Below are 17,963 nucleotides of genomic sequence, written 5' to 3'. Positions count from 1 at the left end.
GGCCCAGCCGGATTGCATCATCCCGCAGAGACGAGAGGAGAAAGCAGTATGGCTTATAATAACTTACTTAACCCGCAGCGCACGAATAGCGATGTGGAAGATATAAAGATCAAAAGTGATTACTTGCGCGGAAGTCTGACCGAAACGTTGGCTGATCGCATCACGGGTGCAATTCCAGAGGACGACAACCGTCTGATGAAACACCATGGCAGTTATATGCAGGATGACCGTGACCTGCGTAATGAGCGTCACAAATCCAAGCTGGAGCCTGCATACCAATTCATGTTGCGTGTGCGTGCTTCCGGTGGGATTGTAACCCCGGAGCAGTGGTTGATGATGGACAGAGTGGCACATAAATATGCGAATGAGACGATTCGTCTGACCACACGTCAGTCTTTCCAACTGCATGGTGTACTGAAGTGGGATCTTAAGAACACAATTCGCGAAGTGAACGATTCATTGCTAAGCACACTGGCTGCATGTGGGGACGTGAACCGTAACGTGATGTGTAATCCGAATCCGAATCAATCCGATGTGCATGCTGAAGTGTATGAGTGGGCATGTCAGGTGAGTAATCATCTGGATCCTCGCACGCGGGCTTATCATGAGTTGTGGCTGGACGGAGAGAAAGTAATTGATTCTCAGGATTCTGACGAAGAGGTTGAACCGATCTATGGCAAAGTATATTTGCCACGTAAGTTCAAAATCGGCATTGCTGTACCACCATCCAATGATGTGGACGTCTTTTCACAGGATCTTGGCTTTATTGCTATTGTGGAAAACGGCAAGTTGCAAGGCTTCAACGTTTCTGTTGGCGGTGGTATGGGGATGTCTCATGGTGACTCCAAAACCTATCCTCAAGTTTCCAAAGTTATTGGGTTCTGTACACCAGAGCAAATGATTGATGTTGCGGAGAAAACAGTCATGATTCAGCGCGATCATGGAGATCGTGCCGTTCGTAAACATGCTCGTTTCAAATATACGCTGGATGACCGTGGTGTGGAGTGGTTCATTGAAGAGTTGACTACCCGTTTGGGTTGGGAACTGGATGCAGCACGTCCTTATCATTTTGAGACGAACGGAGATCGATATGGTTGGGTAAAAGGTAATAATGGCAGATGGCATTACACGCTGTTCATTCAGAATGGCCGGGTAAAAGATGTAGATGGCTATCCGCTCATGACGGGTCTACGTGAAATTGCCAAAGTGCATACGGGTGATTTCCGTCTGACGGCGAACCAGAATCTGATCATCGGTAATATCAGCAGCCAGAAGAAGAAAAAGATCGAAGCGCTGATTCAGGAATACAATCTGACCGATGGTGCGCATTACTCAGCGCTGCGCAGAAGTTCGATGGCTTGTGTTGCACTTCCGACATGCGGTCTTGCGATGGCTGAATCCGAACGTTACTTGCCGTCCCTGATCGATAAACTGGAGCCTGTACTGGACGAAGCTGGGCTGAGAGACGAAGAGATTGTCATTCGGATGACCGGCTGCCCGAATGGATGCGCAAGACCGATGCTGGCGGAGATTTCATTTATCGGTAAAGCGCCGGGTAAATACAATCTGTATCTCGGTGGCAGCTTCACCGGACATCGCTTGAACAAGCTGTACAAAGAAAACATCGGCGAAACCGAAATTCTGGAGACGTTGACACCAATGGTTAATCAATATGCCAAAGAGCGCAATGAAGGAGAGCACTTCGGAGACTTTGTCATTCGTGCGGGGTATGTTCCTGAAGTGCTGGATGGTCGTCAATTTCATGCCTGATTGATCGGGTGTTAAGAATTAATGTTAGGACTTATTTCAGGACAGAAGCATTCCTTAGGGGGTGCTTCTTGTGTTCTATACAGGCTGGATAGAGGTACCCATAGTTGCTGCAGAGAGATAAATCAGAGGATAAACTGTGACTACACATCATACGGAGATGGATAATCGCCGCAGTTATTCCCATTTTTTCGTGGGTATTAACTTGTTGAAGTACGTTCAACAAGCTATAATGACATAGTAGAAAGCAGATTAAATGTTGAAAGTGAGCGGAAACGATATGGGTCGTAAGTGGAATAATATCAAGGAAAAGAAAGCTTCAAAAGATGCAAACACGAGCCGGGTCTACGCCAAATTCGGTGTTGAGATCTATGTAGCTGCCAAGAAGGGCGAACCGGACCCGGAAGCGAACCGTGCACTGAAAGTCGTGCTGGAACGTGCCAAAACGTATAATGTACCCAAAGCCATCATTGACCGTGCGATGGAAAAAGCAAAAGGCAGCGGGGATGAGAATTATGAAGAGCTGCGTTATGAAGGCTTCGGACCGAATGGTGCGATGGTCATCGTTGATGCACTCACCAACAACGTGAATCGTACAGCGCCAGAAGTGCGCTCTGCGTTTAACAAAAATGCGGGCAACATGGGTGTCAGTGGTTCTGTTGCTTACATGTTTGATCCAACAGCTGTTATCGGGGTGGAAGGCAAGAATTCCGAAGAAGTGCTTGAACTTCTGCTTGAAGCAGACGTAGATGTACGTGATATCGTGGACGAAGACGAAGCTGTGATTGTATATGCAGAACCGGATCAATTCCACGCTGTACAGGAAGCATTCAAAGCTGCGGGTGTTACTGAGTTCACAGTAGCCGAGCTGACGATGCTGGCTCAAAACCATATTGAACTTCCAGAGGATGCACAAGCTCAGTTTGAGAAACTGATCGATGCGCTTGAGGACCTTGAAGATGTTCAGCAGGTTTACCACAACGTAGAGTTCGTATAAGAGAACGATTCTTACCGAATTATAATGTTTAAAAAGAGTGTGCATCCAATCCCGCTGATTGGATGGACACTCTTTTTTATTCATTTACGAGTCGGACTGCAACTTTCCAGGGGACTGATCTGATTTTTCCGATTTACGCCCACCGAACTTGAATAATACAATTCCGCCCACAATGACAAGTACACCGAGCAGTTGATTCCACGAAAACGGAATTTGCTCCAGACCGAGCCACCCCATGGAATCAAAGAGCAGGGCGAAGCTCAACTGGGACGTGAGCACAATGGAGATCGCATAAGTGGGGCCGAGCAGCTTCATCCCTTGCACGAGACAGAAGACTACACCAACACCAATAGCTCCACTGAGCCAGTACCAGGGCTGCATATGCTGGAAGCTGAATGTATTTTTACCCTCCACTAACAGAGAGATGAGGAATGAAGCAATGAATCCGGTGAAAAGCACCATTGTTGTGGTGGACCATGAACCGGTGCGTTCATTGACTTTGCTATTAAAAATCGTCTGCAGACTGACAAGCGCACCTGCCAGCAGTGCAAGCGAAATGCCTGTGATTAACATGGTTGTCGAACTCCTTATTCATAAATGTTGTGACCTGCTATTTCACGTAGACCTGCACGGTCCTTAATCATAATCAATCCCTGATGTCGTTCAATCAATTCGTCTGCACAGAGCTTCTGGATCACCCGATTGAGATGTCGATAGCTGGTGCCAATCAGATTCGCGATGTCGGTCAGATTGAACGCGTCCAGTTCTTCATGAACCACGTTCCCAGCTTCTTCTGTCGAGATGGAGAGCAGGTAGCTGGCTAGACGAACCTCCACGGGATACATTAGGTTGAAATTGGAAAAGTTCGAATCGATATAGAACTTGTGAGAGATGATCTTGAGCAAAAATTTCAGTAAAGGTGCGTAATCGCTGGCGAGCTCAGCGAGCCATTGATAATGAATACGAAGCATCACAACAGGCGATACGGCCTGAACCGTATTGACAATGTTGCTCTCTCGGACGTACTCCACGTCGCCAACCACTTCAAGCGGTGTTTTGAAACATAGAACCAACGTTTTGTCTTGAGCGGAGGTGGTGAAAATTTTGATTTTACCTTCGACCAGAACGTATAGGTATTCGGAAGCTTCGCCTTCACGGCAGATCAGTTCACACTTTTCGAAGTGGCATATCGTCATATGGCGACGCAGGGGCTCGTGAAATACCGTTTCGAGTTGATATTGCTTCAGGTATTGAGTTAATTGCTGCTCATCATGAATCTCTTGCACGCTGTTGTTCACCCCCGACGATATGTTCCAATCATTCTCATAAATTATAGTTTCATAATAATGACACCCGTCACCATTAAGGCAATGCCCAGAAATTGTGGCAGTTTCATCTTCTGTTTCACAACGCCAAACCATCCGTTACTATCGACCAGGAAGGTTAGGAACAGCTGAGCAATCAACAGAGCAGAGATCGTGAATGTAACCCCGATTTGCTGAATGGCCGTTACTTCGCTGAAAATAATGACGGCGCCAAAAGCACCTCCAGCCAGGTACATGGGTTTTACTTGTTTGAGTCCCTGAAGGTTGGTGTCACGAACGAACATCAGGATTAACGCCGCTAATATGAATCCCGTCAATTGTGTAATCGTAGCGGCCTGCCATGTGCCCATATCCGTGCTGATACGAGTATTGGCCACCCCTTGCAACGTGATACACGCACCGCCCAGTAATGCAAAAATAATTCCTCTCATATGTACTCTCCTTATCAAAATCACTTCGACTTCTATTTAATGATAAACTCACCCCGAACGCCAAGGACAAATGTCCTGAGCTCTGAAGTCACAGCATTTAGAGTACAATAAAGAACCCTGAAAATCCAGATGGGGCATGAAGAAAAGGGGCGGTAAAACAGGGGGGAATGGAGAAATAGGGTGACTATAAGTCGTTACATTTAAAACCGAGCACATATTTGTTAAATAGAGTGTGCTCGGTTCGTTAGCTATTCAAGAAACGAAAAGAGAGTCTCCCTACTAGACCCCGGAGTGTAGAAAGTATGCAAACCTCAGGGGAACGCTGGGCAATTGAGATTAGAACCAGTCAGCTAGACCCTCTCCGTACAAATCAAATCAAAAACATTAGATCACAGTGTAAACAGGCTTTTCACCTACAAAGCGAACAGACAATTCAGGAAAGTGTGCTGCCAACGTGTCTGACAAAAGCTTCATCCCTGAAGCCTCGCTTTCGGCATGCCCCATCATGATAAGTGCTTTGGACTGTCCTTGTTGCACAGCATCACGAATATACTCCGGTGTCTCCCATTCGAACCCTTCTCCAGCGATGATGAGATCCAATTGCTGGTGCTGAATCAGGGGAATTGTCACATTTCCATTGCCGCGAAAACCAACCAGTACCGCTACGCGTTGACAGATCATTTCCACATCGCCAGCAACGCGTACATAATCGATCCCCAGGAAGCTTTTTACATGTTGTGCAACAGCTTGGGCAGTCTGACCTTCCGGCAAAGAAAGGATATCTGCTTCCGGTAGTCGTTGCTCCACATAAGGGGACCATCGCAATGCCTCAATCAATCCTTCCGTTATGCCATCAGGTTTAAATCGATGGATGATATCATGACATCGATAGATGGAAATGCTTGCTTCGTCGATCATTTTCCTTTTGTGTACATAAACAGGATCACTTGCGAGCCAATCCGTATGACTATGATGGTTATAAAAGGGAGACTCATGTGCAATGATCAGGTTGGCACCATGCTTAATGGCTTGTTCAATGACATGTTGCGTCGGCATAAAAGCAATGATAATACCTGTGACCCTATGAGTAAGGGAGCCTGTAATGAGCTGATCTACCGTGTTTTCCGGCAGTTCAATGTTATCTGTAAGATGAAGTACAATATCTTGAACAGTAAAGTCCATATGGCGTATTCCTCCAATGACAGGATATAAAGCTAGTGTACCATGTTGGGGAATACGTTGTTGTAGCATTGTGGTTATGCGTAAGGAACCGCGGGTTAATTGGGGGTCAGTATTACTGTTTTCGGTTAATACTAGTAAATAGAAACTTCAGGTCAGTTAAGATAACAACGAAGGAAAGTATGGAGTACGTACTGTTGTTGGATTCATATAGTGTTCTCTAACAAGAATAAGTATACTTACATAGAGTCTTTGTCTGCGTTAATGGAGCTGATTGCAGCGCAAGTTGTTTCTATTTTTAAGATACAGCGAGATTCAATTGAGGGTAAGCATGAATTTGCATATACAGAACAGATTGTGAAAGGGGATAACTACAATGACAGCAACAAATATTATGGAACGTCTGAAGAGAGAGACTGCTCATTATCACAGACAAGTCGAACAGAACCCCTATGCGAAAGCCATTATGAATCAAACGGTGACGATAGAAGAATATAGAACATATCTAGAGAAATTTTATGGGTTTCTGAAACCGCTGGAGGATCAGGCTGTACAGCAGCCTTTCTGGGGAAATACGGGACTGGATATTGAGATTAGAGGCAAGGCTGGATTACTGGAGAAAGATCTGCACAATCTGGGTGCGAGTGAAGAGGACATCCGCCAACTTCCGCTCTGTGAAGAACTGCCGGATATTTCAACACCTGCCCGTTTGTTTGGATATCTGTATGTGATTGAAGGATCTACGAACGGTGGACAGATCATGACCAAACGATTGTCGCAGTTCCTGCCGATTGATGCTGATCGTGGATTGGAATATTTCAACGCCTATGGTACTGAGACAAGAACGAGATGGAGCGAATTCATGGGTTTGCTGCAGCAGTCCATCACGACTCCAGAAGATCAGGATAACATGGTGCACAGCGCATCAGAGACTTTCCGACTGCTTGATCAGTGGATTAATACGGACAAGTAGCATCCCTTTTCATCAACCCGAACGCCTGTAGGGCAGATTTTTTCACATTTAAAAGGTATCTATATAAGTTGAACTAATCATTTCCACTTATATAACATCATGAGAGGGGATTTTCCTGGCCATGGCCGAACCGAAGTCCAAGAAAGAACAAAATTTATTGAATCGCAGATTACTGCATCAAGGGACATATACCAATGATCCAATTGATCTGAATAACTGCGAGAAAGAACCCATTCACATCCCCGGTTTTATTCAACCTCATGGTGTACTCTTGGCCATTAATACCAGTCATACGCCTACCATTGTTCAGTGTAGCCAGAATACGGAGGATCATCTGGGTATTGCCTCTGAGGACGTTCTGGGTATGCCTTTGGAACATTTGATTGGTAAGGAATATGTAAGCAAACTGTTGAGTAGCAGCTTCAATGCATCGGTAACCTCTGACTTGCATTACATGGATCTGACTATTAAGGTATCCGGTGAGGATCGGATTTTCTCCTCTGTTCTTCATGAAAGTGAAGGTCTGCTTATTCTGGAGATCGAGCCTTTTTATGAAAAAGAAGATATGGAAACCACCGACTTTGAGTGGATATCCCGATTCTTTGGCCGAATCAAAAGTATAGACAGTCGCGTGGAAGCGAGCCAGATTGCGGCTGAACAGGTGAAAGAAATGCTCGGCTATGACCGGGTTATGATCTATGAGTTTGATGAGCAATGGAACGGTAGAGTGATTGCTGAAGCGCGTGAACAAGAACTCGAACCATTCCTGGGACACCATTATCCGGCTTCGGATATTCCCAAACAGGCTCGGGAATTGTATCTTCGCAACTGGCTGCGAACTATTGTGAACGTAAATTATAAACCAGTGGAGATTGTGCCTACATTACAACCGCTCACAGGCAAACCGCTGAATTTGAGTCTTTCGGTTCTGCGCAGCGTATCTCCCCTTCATATCGAATATTTGCATAATATGGGTGTAGGTGCGACGGTTACGATCTCACTCATTCATAACAATCAACTGTGGGGACTCATTACATGCCATCATTATTCGGTAAGATACGTACCCCATCGCGTTCGGAATCTGTGTAATTTCCTTGGAGCGTTCTTCTCCAATGAATTGTTCCAGCGTCAGCAACTGGATGATTACCAGTCGGAGATTCAGTCACGTGAGGCCGCTTCACGAATCGCCAACATTTTTATCGGAAATACAAGCCCTGCCCGAGTTCTAGAGGAATTACAGGGAGAAGATGAGACGATTTTGAGTCTGATGGATGCTACAGGAGCAGCAATCTGTTATCAGGACAAGCTCTTGTTATATGGTGAAACCCCAAACAGTGGACAGATTCGTGAATTGGCAGGTTGGCTTGCAGGCAAGTCGGATGATTACAGTTATCATACGTCGAAGCTCAGTGCAGAGTATGAGACATCCAAAGCTTATCAAGATAAGGCTTCGGGGGTTATTTATGTTGCGATTTCGCCTGGACAGCAGAACTATATACTTTGGTTCCGACCGGAGGTCATCCAGGTGGTCAATTGGGCGGGTGATCCAGCAAAGGCGGTGCTAAAGACAGATGATGGCATACGTTTGTCCCCGCGTAAATCATTCGAGAAATGGAGAGAAGTTGTAAAAGCGACTTCATACCCATGGACAACGAAAGAACTAAGCGTGTTACCTTTGCTCAAAACCATTGTACGTCGTCAGACCGAGAATCAGTTGATTCAGGCCGAAGAGCAGGCACTTCAGAATGCCCGTATTTTGCGACAGAATGAACAGCGTTATTTGCAGCTAATGGATTATTCACCCGTGGCATTCTTTACTCTAACGGACGGTCAGATTATCTACTGCAATACGAAGGCAGCTGAGTTGCTTGGATTCGATAGTTCCAAAAAACTGATGGGCAAGGATTTCAGAGAATTTGTACCTGATCAGGCGAGGGAACCACTACAACAGAATTTTGAAGAGTTAAAGCAGAACAATACAAGCTTGATCACAAGCCAGTCCTATTTCACGACAGCGGCAGGGACCTCGTTGTTGCTTGAAGTTACACTCGCTGCTGTTACGCATGCAGGCAAACCTTCTGTGATGGTACTTCTGCACAGCGGAGCTTCTCACCTTGAACAGGACCATTACTCCGAAACGACAAGCCAACTGCAAAATTATCTGAACACAGATCCGTTAACGGACATGCCGATTCAAACGGTGTTCAAGTCTCAGCTTCAGGATGATTGGGATGACTGTTTGCAGGCGAAGTGCAGTCTGGGGCTACTTATTATAGATATTGATGATTTCCGATCATATAATGCAGCATACGGCCTTCAGGGAGGCGACCTATGTTTGCAATGGATCGGTGAGGTGCTTACAGTGGTCAGTGAGCAGCACAACGCACTAATTTCGCGACTTCGCGGAGGCACATTCATGCTGAAATTGAAGAGCACAACTTCTGAATATTCAGCGCAACTTGCGGAAGCGATTAGACAACACGTTCTGGCTTTACAGATCCAGAGGGAATTATCCGGCCCAAGTGGAGTCGTTACTGTTAGTGTTGGGGGTGCAGTTCTGGTACCGGATGAACGGTCGAATGCATCCGACCTGATCGAAAAGGCGAATCGCGCGCTGACGCAAGCGAAACGTGAAGGGAAAAATCGGGCAATCGTTGTGTGATATTGCCTAAGCAACGTTCATTTTGACCAAGAAGAAAAGAGGGCAGAAATGCCTTCTTTTTTTGTGTCCAAGAATGTCTTAATTTCGTCACCGCAGACACAGGACAAGTGATATAATGATCCCTATGGATACACTTGTTCGTATTCTGTCTTGGAGGAGGGTGAGATAACGTTCTATGAAAGACGATTCAAGACAATTGGAATTTATGGAGATAGATCTGAGTGAAGAACCGGATACAGCGGCTGTTTCGATTCCTGATCGTTCAACCATTGTACAGAGTGCTTATGATGGGATGCAGCATCGTGGAGGCATATTGTCCTCAGAGAAACGTTTTGTAGAGGAAGCAAGGCAATGGGCAGAGATGGAGGGAGATATATCCCCGTGGGTACCCTTCATGAGTTACTGGCCAACGTATGGCGTGATGAACGAAGCCCAGCGTAAGTGGTATATGTATTGGAGGAAGGAAGTACGCGAGGGGAGATATCCGGATACCGATCTGTCCTATCTATTCATTCATATCTACGAGCTAATTAACGGCATTGGCTGGCAGAATCCTCTGGATGGGTATGATCAATTAAAACAGTTATGGGTGAACTACCGTGAACGGCTTCCTCAACTAAATATATATATGCAAGAATGGATGGTTGATTATGTACTGATCCATCAGATGGAGACGTCATTATCCGAAGTCATGGACCTTTCGGGCGGATATCTGCCAGCGGAGATGCTGGATATGGAGCTACAGCGTATTTTACAAGGGAAGTTATCGGACATTTCGCTGAATATGCTGCAAAGATACTATGATTACGATATTACACTTAGTAAGTTCTATAGAGATGGCGGCAAAGAAGTGATGGAGCAGTACATTCCAAGAGTCATGGCATTGGTTCATTCGTACCTGGAACGTACGCGACAAGTTGGACTGTTGCCTGAGTTTGAACCCAAAGATGAACGTACGGTGGAGCGCATCCTGTTTCGCAAAGCAGTCTATGATGATTCGATCTATGGAAGATCGGTATCGTTCAGATATATGCCCATAGGTGAACAGGCTGATTTTGTGCAGATGGTGACCCGGATCTATCGATGTACTGAAAATAAACTTCGTGAACTGCTCGGATTCAGAGGCCGATTGCGTGGACAGACCCTAGAGCCTGAACTTGCGAATCTGATTGAGCGTTACCTGGACAAAGCATATGCGACCGAGCAGGCGGAGTCTGTGGAACAACCGGTGATTCGTATTGATTCAGAGAAACTGGCGTCGTTACAGCAGGAAAGTGAGTACGTGCGAATGGCACTTACGATTGAGGATGGTCACTCTTCTGAAGTGAAGGGTGAAGAGGTTAACGATGCAAATGTTGGGAGTAATCGATTAGATGCACTGGGAGCATGGGACGAGATAACTTCAACTGAAGGTTCGTTGGAGCCGAACCCATCCGCAGTAGAGATTGCAGCAGGAGGGTCAGCAGAATCGATTAGGTTGCAGTGGGATGAGTCTGCTGAGGCTGATCTGGATGAAGAGTGGCTGCATTTTGCCAAAGAGCTGTCTCCTCAGCAGGTGCAAGCAATCCATGCCCTTCTAGGCGCAAGTCCGGATACGGATTTGATGCGTCTGGCTGAGCAATATGGGACGATGCCTGCTCTTTTGCTGGATGAAATTAATGATGTGGCTATGGACACGATCGGTGATCTTCTGATTGATGGGGATCGGATTGTTCCTGATTATATAGATGTGTTCGAACATGTGAAGAGGTGATACGCAGTGACAGAACTTAAAATACCGAAGCGGCTGACCACCGCACTTGTAAATTCATTAACAGCGGGTGTTGTCCCGCGCATAGGACTGGAGCAGATTGCTGTTGGTCGTAAGGCTGAAGTGGACGCGATCTTGCGAGATATGGACAATATCGCCGAGGGCGGCGCAGCGTTCAAGCTCATCACCGGCCGTTACGGCAGTGGTAAAAGCTTTCTTTTGCAAATGATTCGTAACTATGCCATGGATCGCGATTTCGTTGTGGCAGATGCGGATCTGTCACCGGAGCGACGATTGGTGGGCACCAAGGGTCAGGGACTTGCCACATACCGTGAGCTGATGACTCGTCTGTCTACACGCACGCGACCTGATGGGGGAGCGTTGGAGCCGATTTTGCAAAAATGGATCGCAGGGCTGCAACAATCCACGATGCAGAGTCAGAACCTGCGCCCGGATGATCCCGCTCTGCCGCTGGAAGTAGAGAAACAGATCTATGCGGTGACGGGTGAGATGCAGAATCTGGTTCACGGCTTTGATTTTGCCAAAGTACTGGCGTCGTACTGGAACGGGTACAAGCTTGCTGATGATGATCGTAAACAGGCGGCGCTTCGCTGGCTTCGAGGAGAATTTGCAACCAAAACGGAAGCGAAAAAAGAACTGGCTGTTGGCGTTATCATTGATGATGACAACTGGTACGACTACTTCAAGTTGTGGTCTGAATTCACAGCGCGCATTGGTTACAAAGGATTGCTGTTGTTCATTGATGAAGCGGTGAATCTGTACAAAATTACAAACAGTGTCTCCCGTCAAAGCAACTATGAGAAATTGCTGACCATGTTCAATGATACGATGCAGGGCAAGGCAGAGCACCTGGGCATATTTGTAGGAGGTACACCACAATTTGTAGAGGATGAACGGCGCGGACTATACAGCTATGAAGCGCTTCGCTCCAGGCTTATTGATGGTCGCTATGCAGCAAAAGAGTATGCGAATTATACAGGCCCTATCCTGAAACTGGCGATGTTATCGCATGAAGAGATTCTGATTCTGCTTCAGAAGCTGCGGCAGATTCATGCCTTGCATTTTGGATACAGCGCAAGTCTGACAGATGAACAATTGGTTGATTTTATGCAAACGGCAGTGAATCGATTGGGTGCGGATGAATTGCTGACGACGCGTGAAGTGGTAAGGGACTTTATGGATGTACTGCATACGCTCCACCAGAATCCCGAAGTGACTTATACTCAATTACTTGGTGACCGGGCTGCCAAACCTCAGGAAACGGGAAAAGGGGATGCATCCGCGAATCCGGATGATCTGGACGATTTTCTGGCGGAGTTTGAATTATGAGTGATAATCCATTCTATCGGCTGGCGCCGTTTGTTCAGGAGTTTATATATAAAAAAAGATGGGATTCGCTTCGGCCTGCCCAGATTGAAGCCTGCAATATCTGCTTTCATACCCCGCATCATATGCTGATTGCGGCGGGAACGGCCTCCGGCAAGACGGAGGCGGCTTTTTTTCCTGCATTGACCGAGCTGCATGAACGGCCTTCCAAATCGGTTGGCATTTTGTACATTGGACCTTTGAAAGCCCTGATTAATGACCAATTCGAACGTCTCAAGGATTTGTTATCCGAGGGAAATATTCCGGTATGGCATTGGCACGGGGACGTACCTCAGGCGGAGAAAACAAAACTGATGAAGAACCCGTCTGGTGTGCTCCAGATAACGCCAGAATCGTTGGAAGGTCTGCTCATGAATCGACCGAATGCAATCCCGGCGCTGTTTCATGACTTGCGATATGTCATCATCGATGAGGTGCATGCCTTCATGGGAGCGGATCGGGGCATTCAGGTGCTCAGCGAGCTTGCCAGAATCGAGCGTATGGCTGGCTGTGCACCGCGAAGAGTGGGTTTGTCGGCTACACTTAGTGACTATAATGCGGCGACAGCCTGGCTTGCTGCCGGAACGCAGCAGGGGGTAGATGTGGTCTCTTCCCCGGGGGGGCGCAAGCTGCGACTGCGAGTGGAACATTTCTCTTTTCCTGATGCACAGGATGAAGAGCAGGCGGAGCAACTGCATAACGCACGCAAAGCCTACTATGACTTCATCTATGAGAGCACACATCGTAAAAAAGCGCTGATCTTCACCAATAGCCGCACGGATGCCGAAGTCACCATTCTTGAGATGAGACGCGTTGCGGCTCGCAGACAGGAACGTGATGTATTCCATGTGCATCATGGAAGTATCTCGGCTATGTTGAGGGAGGAGACGGAAGCTGCCCTTCGTACCGGATCGGGGCCAGCTGTTGCTGCGGCAACAGTCACACTCGAACTGGGCATCGATCTGGGGGAGCTGGAACGTGTGGTTCAGCTTGGTGCACCGTATAGTGCATCTAGTTTTGTGCAACGGCTGGGCCGTTCGGGTAGACGGGAAGACATGGCATCGGAAATGCTCTTTGTATGTCCGGAGGAAGAGGATGAAGAAGCGCAATTGCCGGCACGGATGCCCTGGACGTTGATGCGTGCGATTGCTGTTATTGAACTATATGTAAAAACGAAATGGGTCGAGCCGCTTGAAGCCCGCAAAATGCCCATAGGTGTACTCTACCATCAGACGATGAGCATGCTGAAAAGTATGGGGGAGGCGGAGCCGAGAGACCTTGCGGAAGCAATCCTCTCCCTTGCACCGTTCTCGTTGATTAGCCCTGATCAATATCAGGTATTCCTGAATTACCTCATTGAGACGGATCACCTGCAATGGACAGAAGAGCGAACTTTAATTATTGGACTTACCGGTGAGAAAATTGTGAATAATTATCGCTTCTACGCAGTGTTCAAGGACGATGAGGAACATAAAGTGCTGAATGGTTCCGAAGAGATTGGTTCCATTACAACCGTACCCCCACCGGGGTATTGCTTCTCCCTCGCAGGGAAACTGTGGAAAGTAGAAGAGGTGGACCACAAGCACAAAGCTGTGTATGTGAAGTCTGCCAAAGGAAAAGTGGATACGTTATGGCTTGGGGCGGGAGGAGATATTCATACGACGGTGGTACAGAAAATGCGTGAAGTGTTGTCCGACTCGATCATCTATCCGTACCTGTCACCGCAAGCCGTCAATCGACTGGAACGAGCACGCCGCCTCGCTCGCGAAAGTGGTCTGCTGAACCAAGTCGTTATTCCTGCAGGGGGAGATTCCATGTATGTTCTTCCATGGGTGGGAAGTAAATCTTTCCGTACATTGGAGCGCTTAATGAAGCATAATCTGTCCGGCAAACTTGCTTTGCGTTCTGTCGTACCCATGGAGCCCTATTATTTTGTAGTGTCCGGCAAGGTCGATGAACGAACTTTGTTAGCCGAAATCATGAGTGAGTGTCGGTCAGCTCAGGACGCATCTGCGTTACTGGCTGAAGATGAAGCACCTTATCTAGGCAAGTATGATGAATTCGTCGCACCGCCTCTGATCCGTGAAGCTTTTGCCGTGGATGGGCTGGATTTGGATGGATTGAAGGCAGGTCTACAGCAAACATTGGAGTGGGATTCCTCGAACTCCAATCAGGTATTTTAACTTTTACATCGAATAGGGTTGACACCACCTCACCTCCCATGTAATATATGAAAAGTCGTCACACACGAATTACATCAAATTGCATATATCATTTCGTATAACCTCGCAGGCCGAAAGTGTACACAGGGCGAGGGTCTCTACGGGAAGCCTATACTTCCTAACTACGATGCCAAGGAATCGATGTATTCCTTGCTCGTAGTTAGGATTTTTTGCATTTTCGATGGTGTCTGTGACCTTGGCATGAACCAAACATGCGGACGTATTTTTCAATCATCAGGAGGTTTATTCACAAATGAAATATTATCTGTCCGTTCTCGCGGGAGCGATGAGCTATGGCATATTATCCACGATTGTGGTTCTGGCTTACGGTGAAGGATATAAACTTGGAGAGGTTGTGGGAGCACAACTGATTACGGGTTTTCTCCTATCCTGGATGCTGGCGCTATACACACGATTTAGAACAAAACGCAAGTCACAAACAGCTGGAAAAGCTTCAGGAGCCGTGGCTCAGGTATTCAAACGGTTGACGTGGAAACAACGTCTGCTATTGATGGCTGCCGGAACACCAACGGTAATTACAGGTCTCGTCTATTATCAGTCTTTACGCTATATCCCGGCATCACTTGCCATTATCCTGTTGTTCCAGTTCACATGGATTAGCGTATTGATTCAAGCGATAAGCAAACGTCAACGTCCAGATAAAGTCACGTTCCTGACGTTGATCATTCTATTCGGCGGAACTTTGCTGGCAGCCGGTTTCCTGGAACAGGGACTGGGTGAGTTTAACGGTCTGGGTATTGCTCTTGGACTAATGGCAGCCGTAAGTTATTCCCTGTTCGTATTGTTCAGCGGTAAAGCAGTTCCTTCTGCACATCCGGCCTTCCGCAGTGCGTGGATGGTTACAGGCGGATTGATCCTGCTGTGCATTTTGTTCCCGCCGACATTTCTCTTTAACGGATTGATCTGGAGTCAGTTACTGGTGTTCGGACTACTGCTCGGATTCTTCGGGGCTTTCATTCCACCAGTACTGTTCGCCATAGGCGTTCCGCATATTGGTGGCGACATGGCCGGAATTCTGGGCGCAGTGGAGCTTCCAATTGCTGTCTTGTTATCCTCTATCGTTCTCCATGAGCATGTCAGCGGATTGCAATGGTTCGGGGTTATCATTGTGCTCATTGGTGTTGCCCTGCCAGAGTTGTATAAATTACGAATGAGACGAAGTCGGAATACACCGATCTATTCCTGAGTTATGCAAAAAGGGATATTGCGAAGCATGAACGGGAATACCCGCAGATAAGCCTGAGAAATCAGGCTTTTTTGATTGAAATATTCTATATAAATTGAACTAAACATTTACACGAAACGGAGAGGACAGAAATAACCTGAAGAAGCGAAGCGTGCGCCTAAAAGCTTTCTGAAAGAAAGCTGCTTCGGAAGCATACGCTATTCCCGGATTTTACCCTTTGAAAAAGGAAATCAAAAAATCTGGGGATAACAGCGATCGAAAGGTTGTTCTGTCATCGGAGTGTCCAGTGTAAATATTCTTTAGTTCAATTAATATAGCTCAATCGCAATAGCCCAGAGGGGTCATTTTCATTGTCATGCGAATCAGGTATGCTTAAAGAATACATCCGTCTGTTGATTGAATATTGATTGGACATCGAATGAGGAGTGTTTAGATGAAAAGCTGGTTAGGAAAAACATGGCCTTGGTTAACACTGGGCCTGACCGTTGTTGTATTGCTTGGATCATTTTTGGTTTATTTTATGGGCAAAGACCTGTCCCCGGGATCGGGAAGTGCGGTAACTGCACAAGCGGAGACACCGGAGGATCTGAAAGGATATGAAGTCATTGATGTGGACGTAAGCAACGATGGTTTTGGACCCGACGTTATTGAGGTGAAAGCTGGCGTGCCGACTAAAATCAACTTTATTCTGACCCGGTCGGTGACACATGTCAAATCCGTGGGATCACAAAAGCTTGGCATGGATCTATACATGCAAAAGGGAGCCAACTATTATACTGTCGACAAAGACCTGCCCAAGGGAGAATACGAAATTCACTGCGGCATGTATATGATATACGCAACGATTAAGGTCGTATAAGCAGAAGGAGCATGGTTTCGGATTACCGAGCTTTGCTCCTTTTTTTGGTGCGTGATATCATGGGAAAGTGGGTAAAATCGATCAGGAGGTGCGAAAATGAAAGCGCTATTTATTGGAGGGACAGGCACCATCAGTACGGCTATTACAGAAATGCTTGCACAGCAAGGCTGTGAACTCTATTTGATTAATCGAGGTAATCGTAATGATGAGTTACCAGCCGAAGTCAAGGTACTTCAAGCCGACATTAATGACGAGGCCCGCGTAGCGGAACTGATTGCTGATCTGGAATTCGATGTTGTGGCAGACTTTATCGCCTTTGTACCGTCTCAATTGGAGCGAGATTACCGTTTGTTCAAAGATAAAACAAAGCAGTTTATTTTTATCAGTTCAGCATCTGCGTACCAGACTCCTTTGGCAGATTACCGGATTACGGAAGGGACGCCATTATCGAATCCATACTGGGAGTACTCTCGCAACAAGATTGCCTGTGAAGACTATCTGATGAAACAATATCGTGAGCATGGATTCCCCGTGACCATTGTGCGTCCGAGCCATACGTATGGGGACCAATCAGTACCTCTCGGTGTTCATGGTGCTCAAGGCAGCTGGCAGGTTCTCAAGCGCATACGAGAAGGAAAACCCGTTATCATTCATGGAGATGGCACATCACTGTGGACCATTACGCACAATACTGATTTTGCCAAAGGGTTTATCGGGCTTATGGGAAATATCCATGCGATTGGTGAATCGGTACATATCACCTCAGATGAATCTGTCACGTGGAATCAGATTCATGAGATTATTGCCAGCGTGTTGGGCGTTAAGCTTCATGCGGTACATGTACCCTCCGAGTTCTTGGCAGCATGCAGTGACCAGGATCTGCGCGGCGGTTTGCTAGGGGACAAAGCCAATACCGTTGTGTTCGATAACAGCAAGCTGAAACGGCTTGTTCCAGAATTTGTAGCAACGACAAGAGCCGATCAGGGCATTCGACGTACGATTGAGCATATTCTGGCGCATCCTGAATTACAGACCGAAGATCCTGAGTTTGATGTATGGTGTGACAAGGTCGTTGGCGCATTGGACGAGGCGTTATTGAAGATAAGGGATGAGAAGTGAGCAGTAAAACGTTCATGATCAAGTGTTTACATTCATGAGCTGAATCGTTATAATCAAGAAAAAATGACACTTGTTAGGGGAGGCAC

14 protein-coding genes and 1 riboswitch are annotated in these 17,963 nt (G+C 46.8%); of the genes, 10 read left to right on the top strand and 4 right to left on the bottom strand.

Annotated elements, in window-relative coordinates; translation table 11 throughout:
- Positions 1-48 precede the first annotated feature (48 nt).
- Together cysI and FS628_RS01375 are read left to right on the top strand one after the other, a co-directional pair.
- Entirely contained in the window at positions 49-1,770 is a 1,722-nt protein-coding gene (gene cysI / locus FS628_RS01380) for an assimilatory sulfite reductase (NADPH) hemoprotein subunit (RefSeq protein ID WP_145317942.1), read from the top strand.
- 277 nt (positions 1,771-2,047) lie between these two features.
- Complete coding sequence (locus tag FS628_RS01375; protein ID WP_026081105.1) at positions 2,048-2,764, top strand: YebC/PmpR family DNA-binding transcriptional regulator; 717 nt, start codon at positions 2,048-2,050, stop codon at positions 2,762-2,764.
- 84 nt (positions 2,765-2,848) lie between these two features.
- On the opposite strand, the gene FS628_RS01370 is transcribed toward FS628_RS01375, so the two are convergent.
- The 4 genes from FS628_RS01370 to FS628_RS01355 all read right to left on the bottom strand — a co-directional run bounded on the left by FS628_RS01370 (position 2,849) and on the right by FS628_RS01355 (position 5,702).
- Positions 2,849-3,337 carry a DMT family transporter gene (locus tag FS628_RS01370; protein WP_145317938.1) on the bottom strand — a complete coding sequence of 163 codons (489 nt, stop codon included), beginning with the start codon at positions 3,335-3,337 and terminating at the stop codon, positions 2,849-2,851.
- A gap of 14 nt (positions 3,338-3,351) precedes the next feature.
- Entirely contained in the window at positions 3,352-4,050 is a 699-nt protein-coding gene (locus tag FS628_RS01365) for a Crp/Fnr family transcriptional regulator (protein WP_145317935.1), read from the bottom strand.
- A gap of 44 nt (positions 4,051-4,094) precedes the next feature.
- Entirely contained in the window at positions 4,095-4,520 is a 426-nt protein-coding gene (locus FS628_RS01360) for a DMT family transporter (RefSeq protein WP_036608521.1), read from the bottom strand.
- Positions 4,521-4,904: 384 nt separating this feature from the next.
- Positions 4,905-5,702 carry a Nif3-like dinuclear metal center hexameric protein gene (locus FS628_RS01355; RefSeq protein WP_145317932.1) on the bottom strand — a complete coding sequence of 266 codons (798 nt, stop codon included), beginning with the start codon at positions 5,700-5,702 and terminating at the stop codon, positions 4,905-4,907.
- A gap of 373 nt (positions 5,703-6,075) precedes the next feature.
- Between FS628_RS01355 and FS628_RS01350 the strand changes: the two genes are divergently transcribed.
- From FS628_RS01350 to FS628_RS01310, 8 genes are all read left to right on the top strand, one after another.
- On the top strand, positions 6,076-6,672 hold the full coding sequence (locus tag FS628_RS01350; protein ID WP_145317928.1) for a biliverdin-producing heme oxygenase: 597 nt from the start codon (positions 6,076-6,078) through the stop codon (positions 6,670-6,672).
- 121 nt (positions 6,673-6,793) lie between these two features.
- Positions 6,794-9,334, top strand: a complete 2,541-nt coding sequence (locus tag FS628_RS01340) for a diguanylate cyclase domain-containing protein (protein ID WP_145317925.1) — start codon at positions 6,794-6,796, stop codon at positions 9,332-9,334.
- A 175-nt stretch (positions 9,335-9,509) separates the two neighbouring features.
- Positions 9,510-11,087: a TerB N-terminal domain-containing protein gene (locus FS628_RS01335; RefSeq protein WP_145317923.1), complete on the top strand. Its 1,578-nt coding sequence runs from the start codon at positions 9,510-9,512 to the stop codon at positions 11,085-11,087.
- Between the two features lie 6 nt (positions 11,088-11,093).
- The gene (locus tag FS628_RS01330; protein ID WP_145317920.1) at positions 11,094-12,434 is read left to right on the top strand and encodes an ATP-binding protein; all 1,341 of its coding nucleotides are present in this window, start codon (positions 11,094-11,096) and stop codon (positions 12,432-12,434) included.
- Positions 12,431-14,653 carry a DEAD/DEAH box helicase gene (locus tag FS628_RS01325; RefSeq protein ID WP_145317918.1) on the top strand — a complete coding sequence of 741 codons (2,223 nt, stop codon included), beginning with the start codon at positions 12,431-12,433 and terminating at the stop codon, positions 14,651-14,653. The genes FS628_RS01330 and FS628_RS01325 overlap by 4 nt, the downstream gene beginning before the upstream one ends.
- A 73-nt stretch (positions 14,654-14,726) precedes the next feature.
- Positions 14,727-14,837: riboswitch (purine riboswitch) on the top strand.
- A 108-nt stretch (positions 14,838-14,945) separates the two neighbouring features.
- Positions 14,946-15,899, top strand: coding sequence for an EamA family transporter (locus FS628_RS01320; RefSeq protein WP_145317916.1), 954 nt, complete (start codon positions 14,946-14,948; stop codon positions 15,897-15,899).
- 433 nt (positions 15,900-16,332) lie between these two features.
- Entirely contained in the window at positions 16,333-16,758 is a 426-nt protein-coding gene (locus FS628_RS01315) for a cupredoxin domain-containing protein (protein WP_145317912.1), read from the top strand.
- Positions 16,759-16,854: 96 nt separating this feature from the next.
- The gene (locus tag FS628_RS01310) at positions 16,855-17,877 is read left to right on the top strand and encodes an SDR family oxidoreductase (RefSeq protein WP_145317907.1); all 1,023 of its coding nucleotides are present in this window, start codon (positions 16,855-16,857) and stop codon (positions 17,875-17,877) included.
- Positions 17,878-17,963: the final 86 nt, after the last annotated feature.

It is taken from the genome of Paenibacillus xylanexedens, from assembly GCF_007676705.1.
Taxonomy (GTDB): Bacteria; Bacillota; Bacilli; order Paenibacillales; family Paenibacillaceae; genus Paenibacillus; species Paenibacillus xylanexedens_C.
Note: the sequence above shows the minus strand (reverse complement) of the source record. Positions and strands in the feature narration are given on the sequence as shown.